14 protein-coding genes and 2 tRNA genes are annotated in these 16,490 nt (G+C 69.6%); 10 read left to right on the forward strand and 6 right to left on the reverse strand.

Annotation, left to right across the window (positions count from 1 at the left end; translation table 11 throughout):
• Positions 1-36: 36 nt before the first annotated feature.
• The 4 genes from gyrA (at position 37) to ABZ441_RS29645 (ending at position 3,769) form a co-directional block, all read left to right on the forward strand.
• Positions 37-2,664, forward strand: coding sequence for a DNA gyrase subunit A (gene gyrA / locus ABZ441_RS29630; protein ID WP_358979752.1), 2,628 nt, complete (start codon positions 37-39; stop codon positions 2,662-2,664).
• Positions 2,665-2,757: 93 nt separating this feature from the next.
• Positions 2,758-3,354, forward strand: a complete 597-nt coding sequence (locus ABZ441_RS29635) for a DUF3566 domain-containing protein (protein WP_358979754.1) — start codon at positions 2,758-2,760, stop codon at positions 3,352-3,354.
• A gap of 71 nt (positions 3,355-3,425) precedes the next feature.
• Positions 3,426-3,502: transfer RNA gene (locus ABZ441_RS29640), tRNA-Ile, on the forward strand.
• 129 nt (positions 3,503-3,631) lie between these two features.
• Entirely contained in the window at positions 3,632-3,769 is a 138-nt protein-coding gene (locus ABZ441_RS29645; RefSeq protein ID WP_358979756.1) for a hypothetical protein, read from the forward strand.
• A 333-nt stretch (positions 3,770-4,102) separates the two neighbouring features.
• On the opposite strand, the gene ABZ441_RS29650 is transcribed toward ABZ441_RS29645, so the two are convergent.
• Positions 4,103-4,462, reverse strand: coding sequence for a DUF6344 domain-containing protein (locus tag ABZ441_RS29650; RefSeq protein ID WP_358979758.1), 360 nt, complete (start codon positions 4,460-4,462; stop codon positions 4,103-4,105).
• Positions 4,463-4,744: 282 nt separating this feature from the next.
• On the opposite strand from ABZ441_RS29650, the gene ABZ441_RS29655 reads away from it, so the two are divergent.
• The 3 genes from ABZ441_RS29655 to ABZ441_RS29665 all read left to right on the forward strand — a co-directional run bounded on the left by ABZ441_RS29655 (position 4,745) and on the right by ABZ441_RS29665 (position 8,320).
• Complete coding sequence (locus ABZ441_RS29655; RefSeq protein ID WP_003958712.1) at positions 4,745-4,879, forward strand: DLW-39 family protein; 135 nt, start codon at positions 4,745-4,747, stop codon at positions 4,877-4,879.
• 166 nt (positions 4,880-5,045) lie between these two features.
• Positions 5,046-6,992 carry a VWA domain-containing protein gene (locus tag ABZ441_RS29660; RefSeq protein ID WP_358979760.1) on the forward strand — a complete coding sequence of 649 codons (1,947 nt, stop codon included), beginning with the start codon at positions 5,046-5,048 and terminating at the stop codon, positions 6,990-6,992.
• Entirely contained in the window at positions 6,989-8,320 is a 1,332-nt protein-coding gene (locus ABZ441_RS29665) for a hypothetical protein (protein ID WP_358979762.1), read from the forward strand. The genes ABZ441_RS29660 and ABZ441_RS29665 overlap by 4 nt, the downstream gene beginning before the upstream one ends.
• Before the next feature lie 5 nt (positions 8,321-8,325).
• On the opposite strand, the gene ABZ441_RS29670 is transcribed toward ABZ441_RS29665, so the two are convergent.
• Together ABZ441_RS29670 and ABZ441_RS29675 are read right to left on the reverse strand one after the other, a co-directional pair.
• Positions 8,326-9,702 (reverse strand): protein kinase, encoded by a 1,377-nt coding sequence (locus tag ABZ441_RS29670; protein WP_358979764.1) that lies wholly within the window; start codon positions 9,700-9,702, stop codon positions 8,326-8,328.
• 104 nt (positions 9,703-9,806) lie between these two features.
• Positions 9,807-10,355 (reverse strand): DNA-binding protein, encoded by a 549-nt coding sequence (locus ABZ441_RS29675; protein WP_358979766.1) that lies wholly within the window; start codon positions 10,353-10,355, stop codon positions 9,807-9,809.
• Positions 10,356-10,525: 170 nt separating this feature from the next.
• On the opposite strand from ABZ441_RS29675, the gene ABZ441_RS29680 reads away from it, so the two are divergent.
• Positions 10,526-10,598 (forward strand) — tRNA-Ala (locus ABZ441_RS29680).
• A gap of 114 nt (positions 10,599-10,712) precedes the next feature.
• Here ABZ441_RS29680 and ABZ441_RS29685 read toward each other — a convergent pair.
• Complete coding sequence (locus tag ABZ441_RS29685; protein WP_358979768.1) at positions 10,713-11,627, reverse strand: serine hydrolase; 915 nt, start codon at positions 11,625-11,627, stop codon at positions 10,713-10,715.
• The gene (locus ABZ441_RS29690; protein ID WP_358979770.1) at positions 11,624-12,496 is read right to left on the reverse strand and encodes a LysR family transcriptional regulator; all 873 of its coding nucleotides are present in this window, start codon (positions 12,494-12,496) and stop codon (positions 11,624-11,626) included. Before ABZ441_RS29690 ends, ABZ441_RS29685 begins: the two co-directional genes overlap by 4 nt.
• Positions 12,497-12,716: 220 nt before the next feature.
• Between ABZ441_RS29690 and ABZ441_RS29695 the strand changes: the two genes are divergently transcribed.
• Both ABZ441_RS29695 and bla read left to right on the forward strand, forming a co-directional pair.
• Positions 12,717-14,372 (forward strand): penicillin-binding transpeptidase domain-containing protein, encoded by a 1,656-nt coding sequence (locus ABZ441_RS29695; RefSeq protein ID WP_358979772.1) that lies wholly within the window; start codon positions 12,717-12,719, stop codon positions 14,370-14,372.
• Between the two features lie 53 nt (positions 14,373-14,425).
• On the forward strand, positions 14,426-15,370 hold the full coding sequence (gene bla, locus ABZ441_RS29700; RefSeq protein WP_358979774.1) for a class A beta-lactamase: 945 nt from the start codon (positions 14,426-14,428) through the stop codon (positions 15,368-15,370).
• 145 nt (positions 15,371-15,515) lie between these two features.
• On the opposite strand, the gene ABZ441_RS29705 is transcribed toward bla, so the two are convergent.
• The gene (locus ABZ441_RS29705; protein WP_358979776.1) at positions 15,516-16,238 is read right to left on the reverse strand and encodes a DUF5324 family protein; all 723 of its coding nucleotides are present in this window, start codon (positions 16,236-16,238) and stop codon (positions 15,516-15,518) included.
• Positions 16,239-16,490 lie beyond the last annotated feature (252 nt).

Consider the following 16,490-nt stretch of genomic DNA (forward strand, 5'->3'; position numbering starts at 1 on the left):
CCTCCAAGCCGCAGCTCGAAAGGACTTTGACCAGCAATGGCCGACGAGAACACCCCTGTGATGCCCGAAGAGGAGCCCGCCGTCCCGGGCGTGGGCATGCGTGTCGAGCCCGTCGGGCTCGAGACGGAGATGCAGCGCTCCTACCTCGACTACGCGATGTCCGTCATCGTGTCGCGTGCGCTGCCCGACGTTCGGGACGGTCTGAAGCCCGTCCACCGCCGCGTGCTGTACGCGATGTACGACGGTGGCTACCGGCCCGAGAAGGGCTTCTACAAGTGCGCCCGCGTCGTCGGTGACGTCATGGGTACGTACCACCCGCACGGCGACTCCTCGATCTACGACGCGCTCGTGCGACTGGCGCAGCACTGGTCGATGCGCATGCCGCTCGTGGACTCCAACGGCAACTTCGGTTCCCCGGGCAACGACCCGGCCGCCGCCATGCGGTACACCGAGTGCAAGATGATGCCGCTGTCCATGGAGATGGTCCGGGACATCGACGAGGAGACCGTCGACTTCAAGGACAACTACGACGGCCGCAACCAGGAGCCGGTCGTCCTGCCGGCCCGCTTCCCGAACCTGCTGATCAACGGCTCGGCGGGCATCGCGGTGGGCATGGCCACCAACATTCCGCCGCACAACCTGCGCGAGGTCGCCGCAGGTGCGCAGTGGTACCTGGAGAACCCGCAGGCCTCGCCCGAGGAGCTCCTGGACGCCCTGCTGGAGCGGATCAAGGGCCCGGACTTCCCGACGGGCGCGCTCGTCGTCGGCCGTAAGGGCATCGAGGAGGCGTACCGCACCGGACGTGGCTCCATCACGATGCGCGCGGTGGTGGCGGTCGAGGAGATCCAGGGCCGTCAGTGCCTGGTCGTCACGGAACTTCCGTACCAGACGAACCCTGACAACCTCGCGCAGAAGATCGCCGACCTGGTGAAGGACGGCAAGGTCGGCGGCATCGCGGACGTTCGGGACGAGACGTCCTCGCGCACGGGCCAGCGACTGGTCGTCGTGCTGAAGCGTGACGCGGTTGCCAAGGTCGTGCTGAACAACCTCTACAAGCACACCGATCTGCAGTCGAACTTCGGCGCGAACATGCTGGCGCTCGTCGACGGGGTGCCGCGCACGCTGTCGATCGACGCGTTTATCCGCCACTGGGTGACGCACCAGATCGAGGTCATCGTCCGGCGCACGAAGTTCCGGCTGCGCAAGGCCGAGGAGCGGGCGCACATCCTGCGCGGCCTGCTCAAGGCGCTGAACGCGATCGAAGAGGTCATCGCGCTCATCCGCCGCAGCAACACGGTCGAGATCGCGCGCGAGGGCCTGATGGGCCTGCTGGAGATCGACGAGATCCAGGCGAACGCGATCCTGGAGATGCAGCTGCGCCGCCTGGCCGCGCTTGAGCACCAGAAGATCACCGCAGAGCACGACGAGCTCCAGGCGAAGATCAACGAGTACAACGAGATCCTGGCCTCCCCCGCGAAGCAGCGGGAGATCGTCAGCGAGGAACTGGCCGCGATCGTCGACAAGTTCGGCGACGACCGGCGCTCCAAGCTGGTGCCCTTCGACGGTGACATGTCCATCGAGGACCTCATCGCCGAGGAGGACATCGTCGTCACCATCTCCCGTGGCGGCTACGTCAAGCGCACCAAGACGGACGACTACCGTTCGCAGAAGCGCGGCGGCAAGGGCGTGCGTGGCACGAAGCTCAGGGAAGACGACATCGTCGACCACTTCTTCGTGTCGACGACGCACCACTGGCTGCTGTTCTTCACCAACAAGGGCCGGGTCTACCGGGCCAAGGCGTACGAGCTGCCGGACGCCGGCCGGGACGCGCGTGGCCAGCATGTCGCGAACCTCCTGGCGTTCCAGCCGGACGAGCAGATCGCGCGGATCCTGGCGATCCGCGACTACGAGGCCGCGCCCTACCTGGTCCTGGCGACCAAGGGCGGTCTGGTGAAGAAGACCTCGCTCAAGGACTACGACTCGCCTCGCTCCGGAGGCGTCATCGCGATCAACCTCCGGGAGACGGAGAGCGGCGCGGACGACGAGCTGATCGGTGCGGAGCTGGTGTCGGCCGAGGACGATCTGCTGCTCATCAGCAGGAAGGCCCAGTCGATCAGGTTCACCGCGACGGACGACGCGCTGCGCCCCATGGGCCGTGCCACCTCCGGTGTGAAGGGCATGAGTTTCCGGGCGGGAGACGAACTGCTCTCGATGAATGTTGTCCGGCCCGGTACGTTCGTGTTCACTGCCACCGACGGCGGGTACGCGAAGCGGACCGCTGTCGACGAGTACCGCGTCCAGGGCCGCGGCGGTCTGGGCATCAAGGCGGCAAAGATCGTCGAGGACCGCGGGTCCCTCGTCGGCGCGCTGGTGGTGGAGGAGGCGGACGAGATCCTCGCCATCACGCTCGGCGGCGGCGTGATCCGAACGCGAGTCAATGAAGTCAGGGAGACGGGCCGTGACACCATGGGCGTCCAACTGATCAATCTGGGCAAGCGCGATGCCGTCGTCGGTATCGCACGCAACGCCGAGGCCGGTCGCGAGGCCGAAGAGGTCGACGGGACCGATGAGGCCGAAGGCGCCACGATCGAGGCCCATGCCGAGACCGTGGTCGAGGGCACAGCCGAGGGCACGGCGCCCTCGGCCGGGGAGCACGAGGAGTAGAACGTGAGTGGAGCCACGGGCGCCGGTTCGGCCGCTTCCGGAGCAGGCGCGAACGGCGTCCGTGGCTCTGCCACGGACTCCCAAGGGGGCACTGTGACGGACACTCGGGGACCTCAGCCGCAGTACGAGGGGTACGCGACCGGGCCGTTGCCCGGCGAGCGGGAGCCCGCATCGGGTCAGGCGGGGCCCTACCACCCGCCCCAGGCGTACCAGTCGCCTGCGGGCGGTACGCAGGGCGGAGGCACACAGGGCGGTGTACAGGGCGTCGGCGGCACGCAGGCGACCCGGCTGCCCCGTACAGGGGCGCGGACCACTCCGCGTACCCGCAAGGCGCGTCTGCGGGTGGCGAAGGCCGACCCGTGGTCGGTGATGAAGGTCAGCTTCCTGCTCTCCATCGCCCTCGGCATCTGCACGGTGGTCGCGGCCGCTGTCCTGTGGATGGTGATGGACGCGATGGGGGTCTTCTCCACCGTGGGCGGCACGATCAGTGAGGCCACCGGTTCCAACGAGAGCAACGGCTTCGATCTGCAGTCGTTCCTTTCGCTGCCCCGTGTACTCATCTTCACCTCGGTCATCGCGGTGATCGATGTGGTGCTGGCCACTGCGCTGGCCACGCTGGGCGCGTTCATCTACAACCTGTCGGCCGGCTTCGTGGGTGGCGTGGAGCTCACGCTCGCCGAGGACGAGTAGGACGCCGGGTATCGATTTTGGGACTGGCCCCGACGTGCGCTAATCTTCAGAAGTCAGCGCAGCAGCGCGGCGGGGCTATAGCTCAGTTGGTTAGAGCGCATCCCTGATAAGGATGAGGCCACAGGTTCAAATCCTGTTAGCCCCACCAGCACGAAGGCCCCCCACCGGTAACGGTGGGGGGCCTTCGGCGTGTACGGCTGACATCAATGACGGTCACGGAACCAGCCCCTGTGCCTTAAGCGTCGTGCGTGGTGCGCATGCTTCGTGAGGGAGGACTGTGGAAGGCGATCCGCCGTGGTGGGGAATCCTGGTGATCTCGGCCGGGGTGACAGTGGTCCTCGGGGCGATCTTTCTGACCGTGGTCGCCGCGGTGGCTTTCGGCGTGATCTGGGTGCGGGGCAGGCGTAGCCGCTGACCATCCGCTGGAAGGATCGGCCGGCGCCTGGATCTTCCAGGAGTTCGGCGAGCCTGCCCACCGCTTCCCGCTCGCTGTCTCCGACGGCGCGCGTGCAGACGTCCATGGGCGTGCTGATCCGGCTGACTTCCGGCTCGAGCCGGGAGATGCCGCCGGATCGGGGCGAGGCGAGCACCGATCGGCGTGAGGCCGGGCCTTGCACCGACCCCACGGGCCGATGCACGTCGGTCCGCCGGTACGGAACGGTGGGGTCCGCCCGGACAGGGGAGCGCACGGAAAAGGCCCCCGCCGGTGTGAACCGGACCAGGGGCCTGGGTGGCGTGCGCGACGCCCTCAGGGTGGCAGCGGGGCCGAGTCCCCGGCAGGTGTGGCGCTGTGAGCGGTGCGGGAACTGCTCGAGGCCTGAGCGGCGTCCGTGGTGTCTGCGGACAGCTGGCGGGTGGCCGGGGAGGAGCCGTGTGCCTCGGCGCGGATGCGCTGCTTCATCGTCGGTGGCAGTGCCCTGTCACGCGGAAGGGTCCATCGGACGGAGGGGGAGGGTGCGGTTGCCGGATTGGCGCCCGTGTGCTCGTGGCTCGTGACGGCCGGCTCCGCGGCCGAGGCCTGGGCGGTGGCGAGGCCCAGCGAAGCGAGAAGTGCGAAGAAGGCGGTGATGAAGGCGGTCCAGATGCTCTTGACCCTGAAGGTGCTCATGGCCCCTCGCTTTCAGGTGGTCCGGTTTGCTTACCTTTCCGATGATGTGGATCTGGCCCGTGGAAACCGGGACCGACGCCCCCGGTGCGCCGATCTTCTGATGAACACCACTCTTATGGTTCAACCGGCTCGGGGGAGCTGTTCCAGGGGTGACGGAAGGTCCCGGCGGGGGTGCGGAACGGGTGGCGGCAGGGTTCCGGGCAGGTCACCGATCGGTATCGGCCGGTGTGTATAGTCGGGCGCCAGAAGTCCCCTTACGTCAAGGAAAGACGAGGTCGCGCGGTGAAGAAGCTTCTCCTGGTCGCACTGGCCGCCATCGGCGGGCTCCTCGTGTACCGCCAGATCCAGGCGGATCGCGCCGAGCAGGATCTGTGGACGGAGGCGACCGACTCCGTGCCCGCAGGTTCAGGTGTGTGAGACGGAACAGTCTGCTAGAAGCCCCGACCGCCGAGCGGTCGGGGCTTTCTGCTATCCGGGCCCGTTGTTGCCGGACCGTGACGTGCGCCCCCTTGAGTTCACCCAAGCAAATCATTAGCTTGCAGAAGCAAAGTGTTCGTGATCTGCGGGTGACCGAGGGGGATGCGTGAGCGCAGGGTCGAGGGCGGGGACACGCAGTCGTAGGGCGAGGGCGGCGGTCTGCGTCGGCGGAGCGCTGTTCGCGCTGCTGGCCGGGGTGTTGCCCGCAGTGGCGTCCGTGCCGGCGGCGCCCGGGGCCGCCGGTAGGGACGCCCCGGGCGGCGGCAGCCTCGTCATGGTGCTCGACTCCTCGGGTTCCATGAGTGACGACGACGGCACGGGCAGAACCCGGATGGAGACCGCCCGTACGGCCGTGGGAACCGTGGTCGACGCGCTGCCGGACGGGCATCCGACGGGTCTGCGGGTGTACGGGGCCGACCGGGCGCGGGGCTGCACGGACACCCGTCTCGTGCGTCCGGTGGGTTCGCTGGACCGGGCAGCGATGAAACAGGCGGTCGCGGGCGTGCAGCCGCGGGGGGACACCCCGATCGGGCTGTCCCTGCGGAAGGCAGCCGAGGACCTTCCCGCGCCCTCGGACGGCGCCGTCGGGACGCGCACGATCCTTCTGATCTCCGACGGCGAGGCCAACTGCGGTACGCCGAACCCCTGTGAGGTCGCTGAGCGGCTCGGCAGGCAAGGTGACGGGCTGCGTATCGACACCGTGGGCTTCCAGGTCGAGGGCGCGGCGCGGGAGCAGCTCGAGTGCGTCGCGGAGGCGGGTAACGGGCGTTACTACGACGCACCGGACGCGGACGCACTGGCCCGCCAGCTGCAGAGGTCCGCGCAACTCTCCGTCGACGGGTACCGGTTGAAGGGCGAAAGGGTCGAGGGAGCTGCCACCGCGGCCAAGGCTCCCGCCATGGCCCCCGGGCAGTACCTGGACACCATCGGGCCCGGCGAGAAGCGGTACTACGCCGTGAATCTCGACGCGGCCTCGGCGGCGGACTTCGCGGCCACCGCGGTCCCGCAGCCGGGTGCGGCAGTGGACAGCCTCGACGCCCTGAGCACGGGTCTGGCGTACGGCGACGGCGGTACCACCTGTGAGTCGGACACCGCGCGTTTCCTCCAGCAGGAGGGTGCGGCTCCGTTGACCTCGGCCGTGTCCCGTATCCGTTCGGAGGGCGGGAACCGTAGCTGCGACGAGGCGGGCCGTTACTGGCTGGTGGTCGAGCGACAGAGCAAGGCGGGCTCCGACAGCGCCCGCTGGCCCCTGGAGCTGCTGTACGGCGTGGAGACGCCGCTGTCCGACAAAGTCACCCCCGCGCAGTCCCGGCCCGAGTACGGGAGGGGTGGGAAGGACGCCGCGCTGCCGACGGGGGATCCACATGATGTGCGCGGCGGCACGGGTTTCAACGACGCCACAGAACTCGGCGGGGGTGTGTGGCGGGACAGGATCCTGCCGTCGCAGACCCTCTGGTACAAGGTGCCGACCGGGTGGGGCCAGCAGGTGCGCTACGACGTGGAGTTCGCCAACGAGCCCACGGTGGACGGCTTGGCCGCCTACTCGTACGGGGGGACGCAGCTGTTCACTCCGGCGCGCTGTCCGGTCGGCGGCGGGGGCGAGTTCCGTTCGGTCACGAAGTACAGCGGGCGGCCCGCGGCGCTGCGGATGGGCTCCGTCCCGGTCGCGTGGACCAACCGCTACGAGTCCCCTTCCGCTGTCCGGCCGGTGCGTGCGGGCGGCGACTTCTACATCGCGGTGACCCTGGGGGCCAAGGCGGCGGAGATCGCCGAGAACCCGCGTATCGGCGTGGTGCTGAGGGTGGCGGTCCTGGGTGAAGAGCTGTCGGGCCCCGAGCACGGGGCCCCCGCACTGGAGGAAGGGCCCAGCGGTACCGAGGCGGGCAAGGACGGCGATACGGAGGGGGCCGCAGACAGCGGTGGTCCGGGCGGGGCAGGATGGACCGGCATCGCGGCCGCAGGAGCGGGCGCCGTAGCCGTTCTGACCGCCGGCATCCTGCTCGTACGCAGACGGCGCAGGACGGGCACGCAGACGACGAGGGGAAGCGCGTGAACAGGCAGCGCAACAGGGGCCGCGTGGCGCTGGCGGCGATCGCGGCGGGGTGCGCGGTCGCGGCGCTGCCGGGCCAGGCGCACGCGGCCGACGGCTCCGCGGCGTACACCTTCGACCCTGCCGCGGCATGGGTCCAGGGCGCGGAGTCGAACGCCGACGCGGCGGAGCTGAAGGCCGGTTCGGTCTACAGGAGTTCCATCAGGAACGGACAGAAGCTCTACTACCGTCTGGAACTCGACGACACGACCGATGCGTACGTCTCGGCCGTGGCCGTGCCGAAGACGGGCGGAAAGGTCGCCTACGGGGACGGCATCACGATCAGCGTCAGGGACCTCGACGACACCCGGTGCAGCTCCGAGGACGCGGACTTCGGGTCGGCCGAGTTCCCGCATCCGATCGCCGCGTACGCCTGGCGGACCGTGGAGAAGGGCAGCACCACCTGTTCGGCGGGCGACACCTACAACGTCCTGATCGAGCGTGAGAGCAAGGCGACTTCGTCCCCCGAGGCCTGGGACCTGGAGCTGCGCTACGAGGCCGAGCCGGTGCCCGAGGACAAGAAGACGCTGCCGACCGAGGCGCCGGAGAACTGGCCCTCCGCCTCCCCCACGCCGCCCACCGGGAAGCAGAAGCGTTCGGGTGGCAGCGGTTTCCACGATGCCACCGGTCTGGAGCCCGGTGAGTGGGGGGACGCCATCGCGCCGGGACAGACCCGCTTCTACCGGGTGCCCGTGGACTGGGGCCAGCAGATCTTCGCCACGGCCGCGCTGAGCAACAGCGGCAAGTCGACGGAGTACCTCGGCAACGCCCTTGCGCTGGCGCTGCACAACCCGGCACACGGCCATGTGGACGACGCGACGCTGTCGTACTCCGGGGCACCCAGTTCGGTGGCCCTGGACCCGCTGCCCCCGGTGGCCTACGAGAACCGCTACGACCCGGCGGCGGACATCAGTGCCATGCGCTTCGCGGGCTGGTACTACCTGTCGGTGACGCTTTCGCCGGAGGTCGCCGAGCATTACGGCGACGAGGCACTCGGGCTGACCCTCAAGATCAACGTCACCAACGACAGCAAGGCCTCGCCCTACCGGGGGGACGCCGGGGTCTTCGGAGTCACGGACGACGACAGGGACATGGCCAGGAGCGGCCTGAGCGCTCCCGACGCCGGTGTGAGCGGCACGATGAGGACGGTGGCCGCGGCGGGCATCGGTACGGGTTCCGTCCTGGTCCTGGGGCTCGGGGCGTGGACCCTGCTGGCCAGGCGCCGAGCCGTTCCCGCCACCGCGCCGCCGGGCGGCCGGCCGCCCCTCGGTGGCCCGCCGCAGGCCTGGTAGGACGCTCAGGACTGGGTGAGTGCCCAGATCCCCACCGCGAAGCAGATCAGCGCCACCACCAGTACCGGGACCGCCACCTTCGGGGGCGGCCCCGGCCGCCTCGCCCGGGACGGCTGCCGGGCGGGTGCCGCGACGTTCTGGGGAGCCTGCCCGTCGTGAGCGGTGTACGGGCGGGTGGGTGCCGCCCCGTACGACACGGGGCCCGGGACGGCCCGGGCGGCGTCAGCGGTGTAGGGGGACGGAACCGGTTGCGGCTGCGCGGGGTTCGGCAGGGGCGCCGGACGCTGTGGGGGCGGAGCAAGGTGGAAGCTGCCCGTTTCCGACATCGATGAGGGCGCCGCGTGCGGCTGTTGTCCTGGCGCGCTCTGCTGCGCCGCGTACGGCTGCTGGGCCGCGCTCTGCGGCCCGTACGGCTGCTGGGGTGGCTGCGGAGCGGACGGCGCGCCGCCGACGGGTTGTGCGGGCGTCTGCGGCCCGTTGCCGGGTGTCGCGGGGCCGGAGCCCACGGGGCCCTCGGGGCCGTACCCCGTGGGCAGAGGGCCGATCTGGTCGAACACCTCCACCGGCTCGTCGTCCGGGCCGGCTTCCGGCAGCATCTCGACTGCGGCCGTCAGCGCCTTGCGCGCACCCGTGGCTGTACGGAAACGTGCGTGCGGATCCGGCTGCAGCAAGCCGGCGAGGACCTGCCACAAGGGCTCCGGGACGCCCTGGGGGGCGCCCGGGATGCCGTGCGCGGCGAAGTGCTCGATCAAGGCCTTGGAGTCCGGCTTCCTCCCCTGGAGCAGGTAGAGCGCGACGAGACCGACGGCGAACAGGTCCGCCGGGAAGTCGGGTTCGGCTCCCATCATCTGCTCGGGCGCGAAGTAACCGGGCGTGCCCACGACGTAGTTGGTCTCCGTGAGCCGGGGCTCGCCCTTACGCATCGAGATGCCGAAGTCGGAGAGCCGCAGGTGCGGCCGGCCCGCGCCGGTGGCCTCCATCAGGATGTTGGCCGGTTTGATGTCACGGTGCACGACCCCCTCGGCGTGCACCGTGGAGAGCCCGGAGAGCAGCTGATCGAGAAGGAGACAGACGAACCGCGGGGGCAGCGGGCCGTAGTCGCCGATGACGTGCGCCAGCGAACCGCCGCTGACCAGATCCATGGTGAACAGGACCTTGTCGTCGTCGGCGGCCCAGCTGGCCGGGGCGAGAACATGCGGATGCTCGATCCGCAGGGCCTGTTCACGGACGAAGCGCAGCAGCGTGTGCGCATCGCTCTGCTGCAGGACCTTCGCCGCCACATACCGGCGGCGCCGGTGGTCCCACGCGCGCCAGACGGCGCCGACCCCACCGCGTCCGATCGGATCGACCAGCTCGTACCGACCAGCGAAGACCTCACCCATTGCGCTGCGCCCGCTCCCGTTCCCGTTTCGGTTCGTGCCCCCGGCCGCCGGGATGCTGCCACGGCTCTGCCGCCCCGGGGCAGCCCCGGGGCCTGGGACTCGCCCTAGCTCTGGTGACCTTCGTAGTGCGCGACCGCGTCCGCGGTGCGTCCCGCTCCGTACACCCGGAGGAACTCTGCCAGCTCGGGGTGGGCGGGGGCGAGGGAGTCAGCCGCATCAATGATGTCGCCGGCCGCCGAGACCGACCGCAACAGCGACTGGATCTCGCGGACCACGCGCCGCACGGTAGGGGCCCCACCGGTGGTGGAGGTCTGACCGCTGTTCGTCAGCACCGAGCCGCCCTGTGACTTCTTGATCTCTTCCATCCGGTCGGTGGCCTCTCCCGCGCTGCTACTGCCGTCCGCCACCTGGCCGGCGAGCTCCTGGAGTGCCTGGACGCGCTGGACGACCGCCGGATTGCCGATCTTGGCCCGCTGGCCGCTCATCAGTTGGGAGAGCATGGGGGCGGACAGCCCGAGCACCGCCGCGAGACGTGCCTGATTGAGGCCCAGGTCATCTATCAGCCTGCGAAAGAGCGCCCCCAGCGGCTCTCCGTACCAGCTGCGCTGGAGCTCCCGCGCTCTAGCCGTCGCCTCTTGCTGAGCTGCGTCCATTTGCGTCTCCCCTTCGCTGCGGCTTCGCTGCTGCGAACCTTGTCGTGCATCTTACGGAGAGCCGTTGCGGGCCGGGAGCCCCAATCCTTTTGCAGGATTCGGGGGGTCACCCGGTACTCTGTTCTGCGACGGACGTCGAGGCATGGTTATGCCCGAGGTGTCCGCTTTTCGGGGCCTTAGCTCAGTTGGTAGAGCGCTGCCTTTGCAAGGCAGATGTCAGGAGTTCGAATCTCCTAGGCTCCACTTCCAGTGCTCTCCGAACCGCAGCATGCGGGGCGGAGGGCATTTTTTCGTGTCCACGTGGGATTCGCGCCTACGGGTTCCGGGCCGTGCGGTCCCGGGGGACCTCAACCGGGGTCAGGTGTCCTGGCGACTCCGCAGTTCCTCCACGGCGGTCCGGGCCGCTGCGCCGATCACCGCGTCGGCGCGCGGCAGCTTGGCGTCGGACCTGGCGGCCTGGGTGAAGACCACGGCGGTGTAGGTGCTGCCGTCCGCGAGTTCGATGACGCCCGCCTCGTGGCGCATGGAACCGAAGCTGCCGGTCTTCCCGTAGACGGTGACGCCGTCGTAGGGGAAGCCTGAGGCGAGCCGGTGCGTCCACGGCTGCCTGCGCATCACGTCGCGCATGAAGGCGCAGTGCTCGTCGGACGCGGCCTGTCCGGTCCAGATCGCCCGCAGGAGCAGGGCCATGTCCGCCGGTGTGGTGGAGGCCTTGAACGCCGGGTCGTACACCCCCGAGGGCACGACGCTGTCGTTGTCCGCCACGTGTGCCAGGGCGGCGTCCAGGGAGGCGGCGCCCGTTTCGGCGACCAGCCGGCTGAACGTGGTGACGACTCCCCCGTGGACGTGTGTGTCGGGCATGCCCAGGTCCCTGCACATGGCGTCGACCACGTCCGGGCCGACGACTCGGAGAACGGCGTCGGCCGAGGTGTTGTCGGAGATCGTCATCATCAGTACCACCATGTCGCGCAGCGACATGGTGACGGGATCGCGCAGGACCGAGATGCCGGTCGGTCCTGGCACACGCTCGTCGGGTGTAAGCGTCAGCCTGCGACTCGGGTCGATCAGCCCCGCGTCCACGAGGCGGCAGAAAGCGACCATCACAGGCACCTTGTAGACCGACGCCATGGGCACACGTTCGTCGGGATCGATGGTCACCCGGACCGACGGACGGTCCAGTTCCGCCACGTGCAGCCAGCCTCGGACACCCGCGTCGTCGAACATGCCCCGGATGACCCGCTCCGCACTTCCGCCGTTCCTGTTCTCGTTCACTTCGCCACCATCCGGGTCAGGGCGTCCTCGATCAGTCGCACAGTCTCAGCGGTCTCATTCGAACCGGGACGCCGGGGGTCCCAGGCCACTCGGAGGCGCAGGGGGAGCGGGGGGTCCGTCGGCGTCCGCCGCTCGACCTCCGTCGCCGTCAGTGTGGAATCCGCCGTGATCAGCACCGCCTGGCCTGCCGCCACCAGAGCGAGTCCGGCGCGTTCGTCGGCCACCGTCACGGTCTCCACCCTGCGGCCTCGGCCGGCCAGGGTGTCGACGAGGAGGTCGTGGGCCGCAGGCGCTTCGGCGCGGGGCCGCACGGCAATGGGCAGACGTGACGTGAGGGCGTCCCCGGCGTTGCTACGCCCGGCGGGGGCGAGGATCCAGGTCGGCAGCAGGATCACCCGACCTGCGGAAAGACCGTGCAGCAGGGAGGGATGGCGGATCACGGCGATGTCGAGCCGACCGGCCACGAGATCCTTGAGAAGCGCCGCGGACGACGCCGTCACGACGTCGATCCGTGCGTGTCCGCCGGCGCGGACCGGCGAGGCCGCCACGTCGGCTGCGAAGTTCGTCGGGACCTCGGGAGTCAGCCCGAGCCGCAGACGTCTGCCGTCCGCGTGCTCGCGGGCGCCGGTCTCGCGCAGTTCCGCGAGTGCGGCCAGCGCTCTGCGGGCGTGCGGAAGGAGCAGCGTCCCCTCCACGGTGAGGGAGACGCCCCTCTCGCGGTCGAACAGACGGACTCCGAGCAGGGCTTCCAGCCGACGCAGGCCCTGCGACAGCGGCGGCTGGGTGATGCCCACCCGCTGAGCTGCGGTCCCGAAGTGCTCCTCCTCCGCCAGCGCGACAAAGATTTCCAGATGCCGTTCCGTCAGCACTCTTCCTCCTGTAGTGCGGCGATACAGCCTGCGAATCAGCGTGATGCCGAGAGCGTATTCGACATGAGGAGGGCGTGAGGGCTTGACTCCCAACGGGGTGGGAAACCGGGTCGGCTTCGTGAGGCCGTAGCCAGGTACACGTCGAGCGTATGCACCCCAGATGACGCCGGGGGACCGCTTCCGGCGAGCTGACCGGGCCCGGCCCGGAACGGAGAACACTGTGGCGCGTACCTACAACCGGAACAGTTCCACCTCGTCGCGGGCGCGGCCGCGACGCGTGCGGCGACCGCTCGGCATCGCGGTGGCCCTCCTCCTGCTGGCGGGAGGAGGCTATGCCGCCTTCGGCCTCGTGGGCGGCGACGGCAATGAGGAAGACGCGGAAGTCGCCGCGGCCCGGGAGCCGTTGACGGCGTTCCTCGCCGCGTGGGCGAAGCACGACGCGCGGACTGCGGCCGGCTACACCGACACGCCTGACGGGGCGGCATCGCTTCTGACGTCCGTACTGACCAACCTCAAGCCGTCCAGGACCACCATCGACGACGGTGAGGGCCGGAGACAGGGGGAGGGGAAAGCGCGCTTTCCCTTCAGCGTGACCATGCAGATACCGGGTGCGGGCGCCGTCACCTGGCGCTCCCACGCACAGGTGAGCGAAACCTCGGGGACGTGGAAGGTCGAGTTCACTTCTCCGATGATCCATCCGGAACTGTCGTCGGGGCAGACGCTCGCACTCAAGAGCGCCGGCAGCAGGGCACAGGTCCTCGACGCCGAGGGAGACCCGCTCCGAGCGGAAAGTCTCGTCGGAACCGTCGACCCGGTCAGCGGCAAGGGCGCGTCAGGCCTGGAGGCTCGCTACGACGACGTCCTGTCCGGGGGCAGGAAGGCGAGCAGATCCCTGGTGGTCGCCGACCGGCAGAGCGGTCGCGCGGTCAAGGATCTCGCCGAGACAGCAGCCGCCGAGGCCCGACCGGTGCACACCACCATCGACCCCCGTGTCCAGAAGGCCGCTGCGGATGCTCTGACGGGGGCCGACGTACACGCCGCCGTCGTCGCCATCGATCCGCGGAACGGCCACGTTCTAGCCGCGGCCAATCGGCCCGGCGGATTCAACCGAGCCCTCGAGGGACGCTATCCGCCCGGCTCCGTCTTCAAGGTCGTCACCGCGGCGGCGCTCCTGAAAGGTGGCATGACCGCGGGTACCCCCGCGCCCTGCCCGAAGTTCGCACGGGTCGACGGACAGCGTTTCGAGAACCAGAAGCAGTTCGAGCTGCCGGCCGGCTCGACCTTCGCCGACGCCTTCACGCAGTCCTGCAACACCTACTTCGTCGACGTCCGGGACCGGCTCTCCGACACCGACCTGCGTGACACCGCCCAGGCCTTCGGGATCGGAGGCAAATGGGACGTGGGCACGACCACGTACGACGGCAGCGTCCCCGTCACGACGAGCGACAACGACAAAGCCGCCGCCACCATCGGCCAGGCACGTGTCCAGGCGTCCCCGCTCGTGATGGCGTCTGTCGCGGCCACCGTCAAAAGCGGGACGTTCAAACAGCCCGTGCTGGTGCCGGACGCTGTGAAGGAGAGGTACCGGGCCCCGTCGGAACTGGATGCCGGTGTCGCCCGTGAGCTTCGTGAGCTGATGCGCGCCACCGTTACCTCCGGGTCCGCGCACGCGCTCAAGAACCTGTCCGGTCAACCTCACGCGAAGACCGGGACCGCCGAGTTCGGCAGCGGTACACCGCCTCGTACCCACGCCTGGATGATCGGGTTCCAGGGTGACTCCGACCTCGCTTGGGCGGTTCTCCTCGAGGACGGTGGTTCCGGTGGCGCCGACGCCGGTCCGGTCGCCCAGCGGTTTCTCAGCAACCTGGCCCGCTGAATATGGGCGGCCGGGCCAGCACGTCGACGTCAGAAGGGAAAACCCGCACCTCCATGAGCACCCGAACCCCTGTCTCCCGCCGTGCCACATTCCTCACGCTGGCGGGGATCGCCACCCTGCTCCCCGGGTGCGGCAACTCCCCGGCTTCCTCCGGCCCGCCGCCGTCCACTTCCACGCCCTCCGGCCCGACGCCTGCCGAGTCCCGTGCCGAGCGCGCGTTCGTGGCGTTGGAGCGGCAGTACGACGCGAGGCTCGGCGTCTACGCGCTCGACACCGGCAGTGGCCGGAGCGTCACCCACCGGCCCGACGAACGCTTCGCCTATGCCTCCACGTGCAAGGCGCTGCTCGCCGGCGTCATGCTGGACAAGAACTCGCTCCGCCAGCTGGACCGGCTCGTGCGCTACAGCCATGACGACCTCATCAGCAACTCGCCGATCGCCGAGCGGCATGTCGCCACCGGACTGAGCCTGCTCGACCTGTGCGACGCTGCCGTCCGCTACAGCGACAACGCTGCGGCCAACCTCCTCTTCCGTGAGATCGGAGGCCCTCGAGGGTTGCAGGAGGCCCTGCGCGGGCTCGGTGACGATGTCACCCGCTGCGACCGCTACGAGGTCGCGCTCAGCGACGCGGTGCCCGGTGACCTCCGCGACACCAGCACACCGCGCGCCCTTGTCGACAACCTTCGCGCCTACGTCCTCGGCAGCACGCTTCCCGCGGACAAGCGCGCCGTGCTGACCGATTGGCTCAAGCGCAACACGACGGGCGACCACACCATTCGCGCCGGTACCCCCGACGGCTGGCAGGTCGGGGACAAGACCGGCACGGGCGGCTACGGCACCCGCAACGACATCGCGATTGTCTGGCCGCCCGGCGCCGCTCCCCTTGCCCTCGCCGTGCTCTCCCGCCGCGACAGCAAGGACGCCGAACACGATGACGCACTGATCGCCCGCGCGGCCGAGGTCGTTTTCGACACGCTGTCCGAGCGAAACACGCGGTGATGCGGCTGCCGGGCCACGGTGCCGGTGTTTCCGCGGGCCCCTTCTCTGTTTCACGTGAAACAGAGAAGGGGCGCCGGAGAGACCGTGAGGTCTTCCGGCGCCCCTTCCTGCCGTCCCCGTCGGGAACGGGACGGCAAAGGTTCTCTCAGGCGCGGCCGTCGTTGTCGCCCTGTGCCTGGTCCGATTGGCCTTCGGCCTCGTCCTGCTTGGCGCGGACCTCCGGATCGAGCGCGTCCCGGCCGCTGCCGTCGACCGACGTCAGGGGAGCACGGTCGTCCCCCACCTCGGTGGGTGCCGGCGGCTCGACCAGCCAGTCCGGGTTGGCCTGCTTGTCCCACCACTTCCAGGCGGCGAGGGCCCCACCTGCCACGAGGCCCAGTACGAGGAACCCCTTGGCCGCTCGCCCGGCCTTGGCCCGCCGTTCGTGCTTTCTGACGAGCTTCTGGATCTCCTTGGCCGTCACCTGGCCACGGAGCGCAGCCAGTGCGGCAGTGCTGCGGGCCGTGGCCTCCTCGGCGACGGGCCGACTCGCCGCCACCGCGTACTCGACACGCGGCACGGTGTAGTCCGCCGCCGTACGGGCGGCGCTGCGAGTCCGAGTGGCGGCCTTGTGCGCGGCCTCGTCGACCTTGGGAGGCACATGGGTCAGCGCCTGTTCGATACGTGGGGCGAGATGCGCGCCGTACTGGACGCGGGCCTGCGCGGCTGCCTTCGACATCTTGGGCGCGAGCAGTGCGCGGGCCTCCTGCGCGTAGTGCGCGGCCTGTTCCTTGGCCGTGTCGGCGTATGGCGCCACCACTTCCGCGGCGTGCTGCGCGCTGTCCTTCGCCGAGTAGGTTGCGGCGCGCACGCTGTCGATGCGGGTCACGGGATCCTCCTCCTTGGTGGCGGGTAGGTACTCCGCCTATCCACCCAATTCGAAATCATGCCCGCTGAGGCCATGAGTGCCATGCGGGACGGGCATCCGGGTCATGAACGTCATTCTCGGGCAATGTTGTGCAAGGGGAGCGTGTCGACGACGATGCCACGCTTCGTGTCGGGGCGCTCCGTGCCGTCGGTCACCCGGCTGCATTTGTCCCGAAGGAAGTGTGGGGAAGGTGCAGGAAAGCGGGCAACAAGG

This window comes from Streptomyces sp. NPDC005752, assembly GCF_040630715.1.
Classification (GTDB): domain Bacteria; phylum Actinomycetota; class Actinomycetes; order Streptomycetales; family Streptomycetaceae; genus Streptomyces.

Excerpts from the sequence above, each read along its gene's own strand:
- ABZ441_RS29670 (WP_358979764.1), bottom strand. The coding sequence starts at position 9,702 with ATGGGTGAGGTCTTCGCTGGTCGGTACGAGCTGGTCGATCCGATCGGA.
- ABZ441_RS29675 (WP_358979766.1), bottom strand. The coding sequence starts at position 10,355 with ATGGACGCAGCTCAGCAAGAGGCGACGGCTAGAGCGCGGGAGCTCCAG.
- ABZ441_RS29650 (WP_358979758.1), bottom strand. The coding sequence starts at position 4,462 with ATGAGCACCTTCAGGGTCAAGAGCATCTGGACCGCCTTCATCACCGCC.
- bla (WP_358979774.1), top strand. The coding sequence starts at position 14,426 with ATGAGCACCCGAACCCCTGTCTCCCGCCGTGCCACATTCCTCACGCTG.
- gyrA (WP_358979752.1), top strand. The coding sequence starts at position 37 with ATGGCCGACGAGAACACCCCTGTGATGCCCGAAGAGGAGCCCGCCGTC.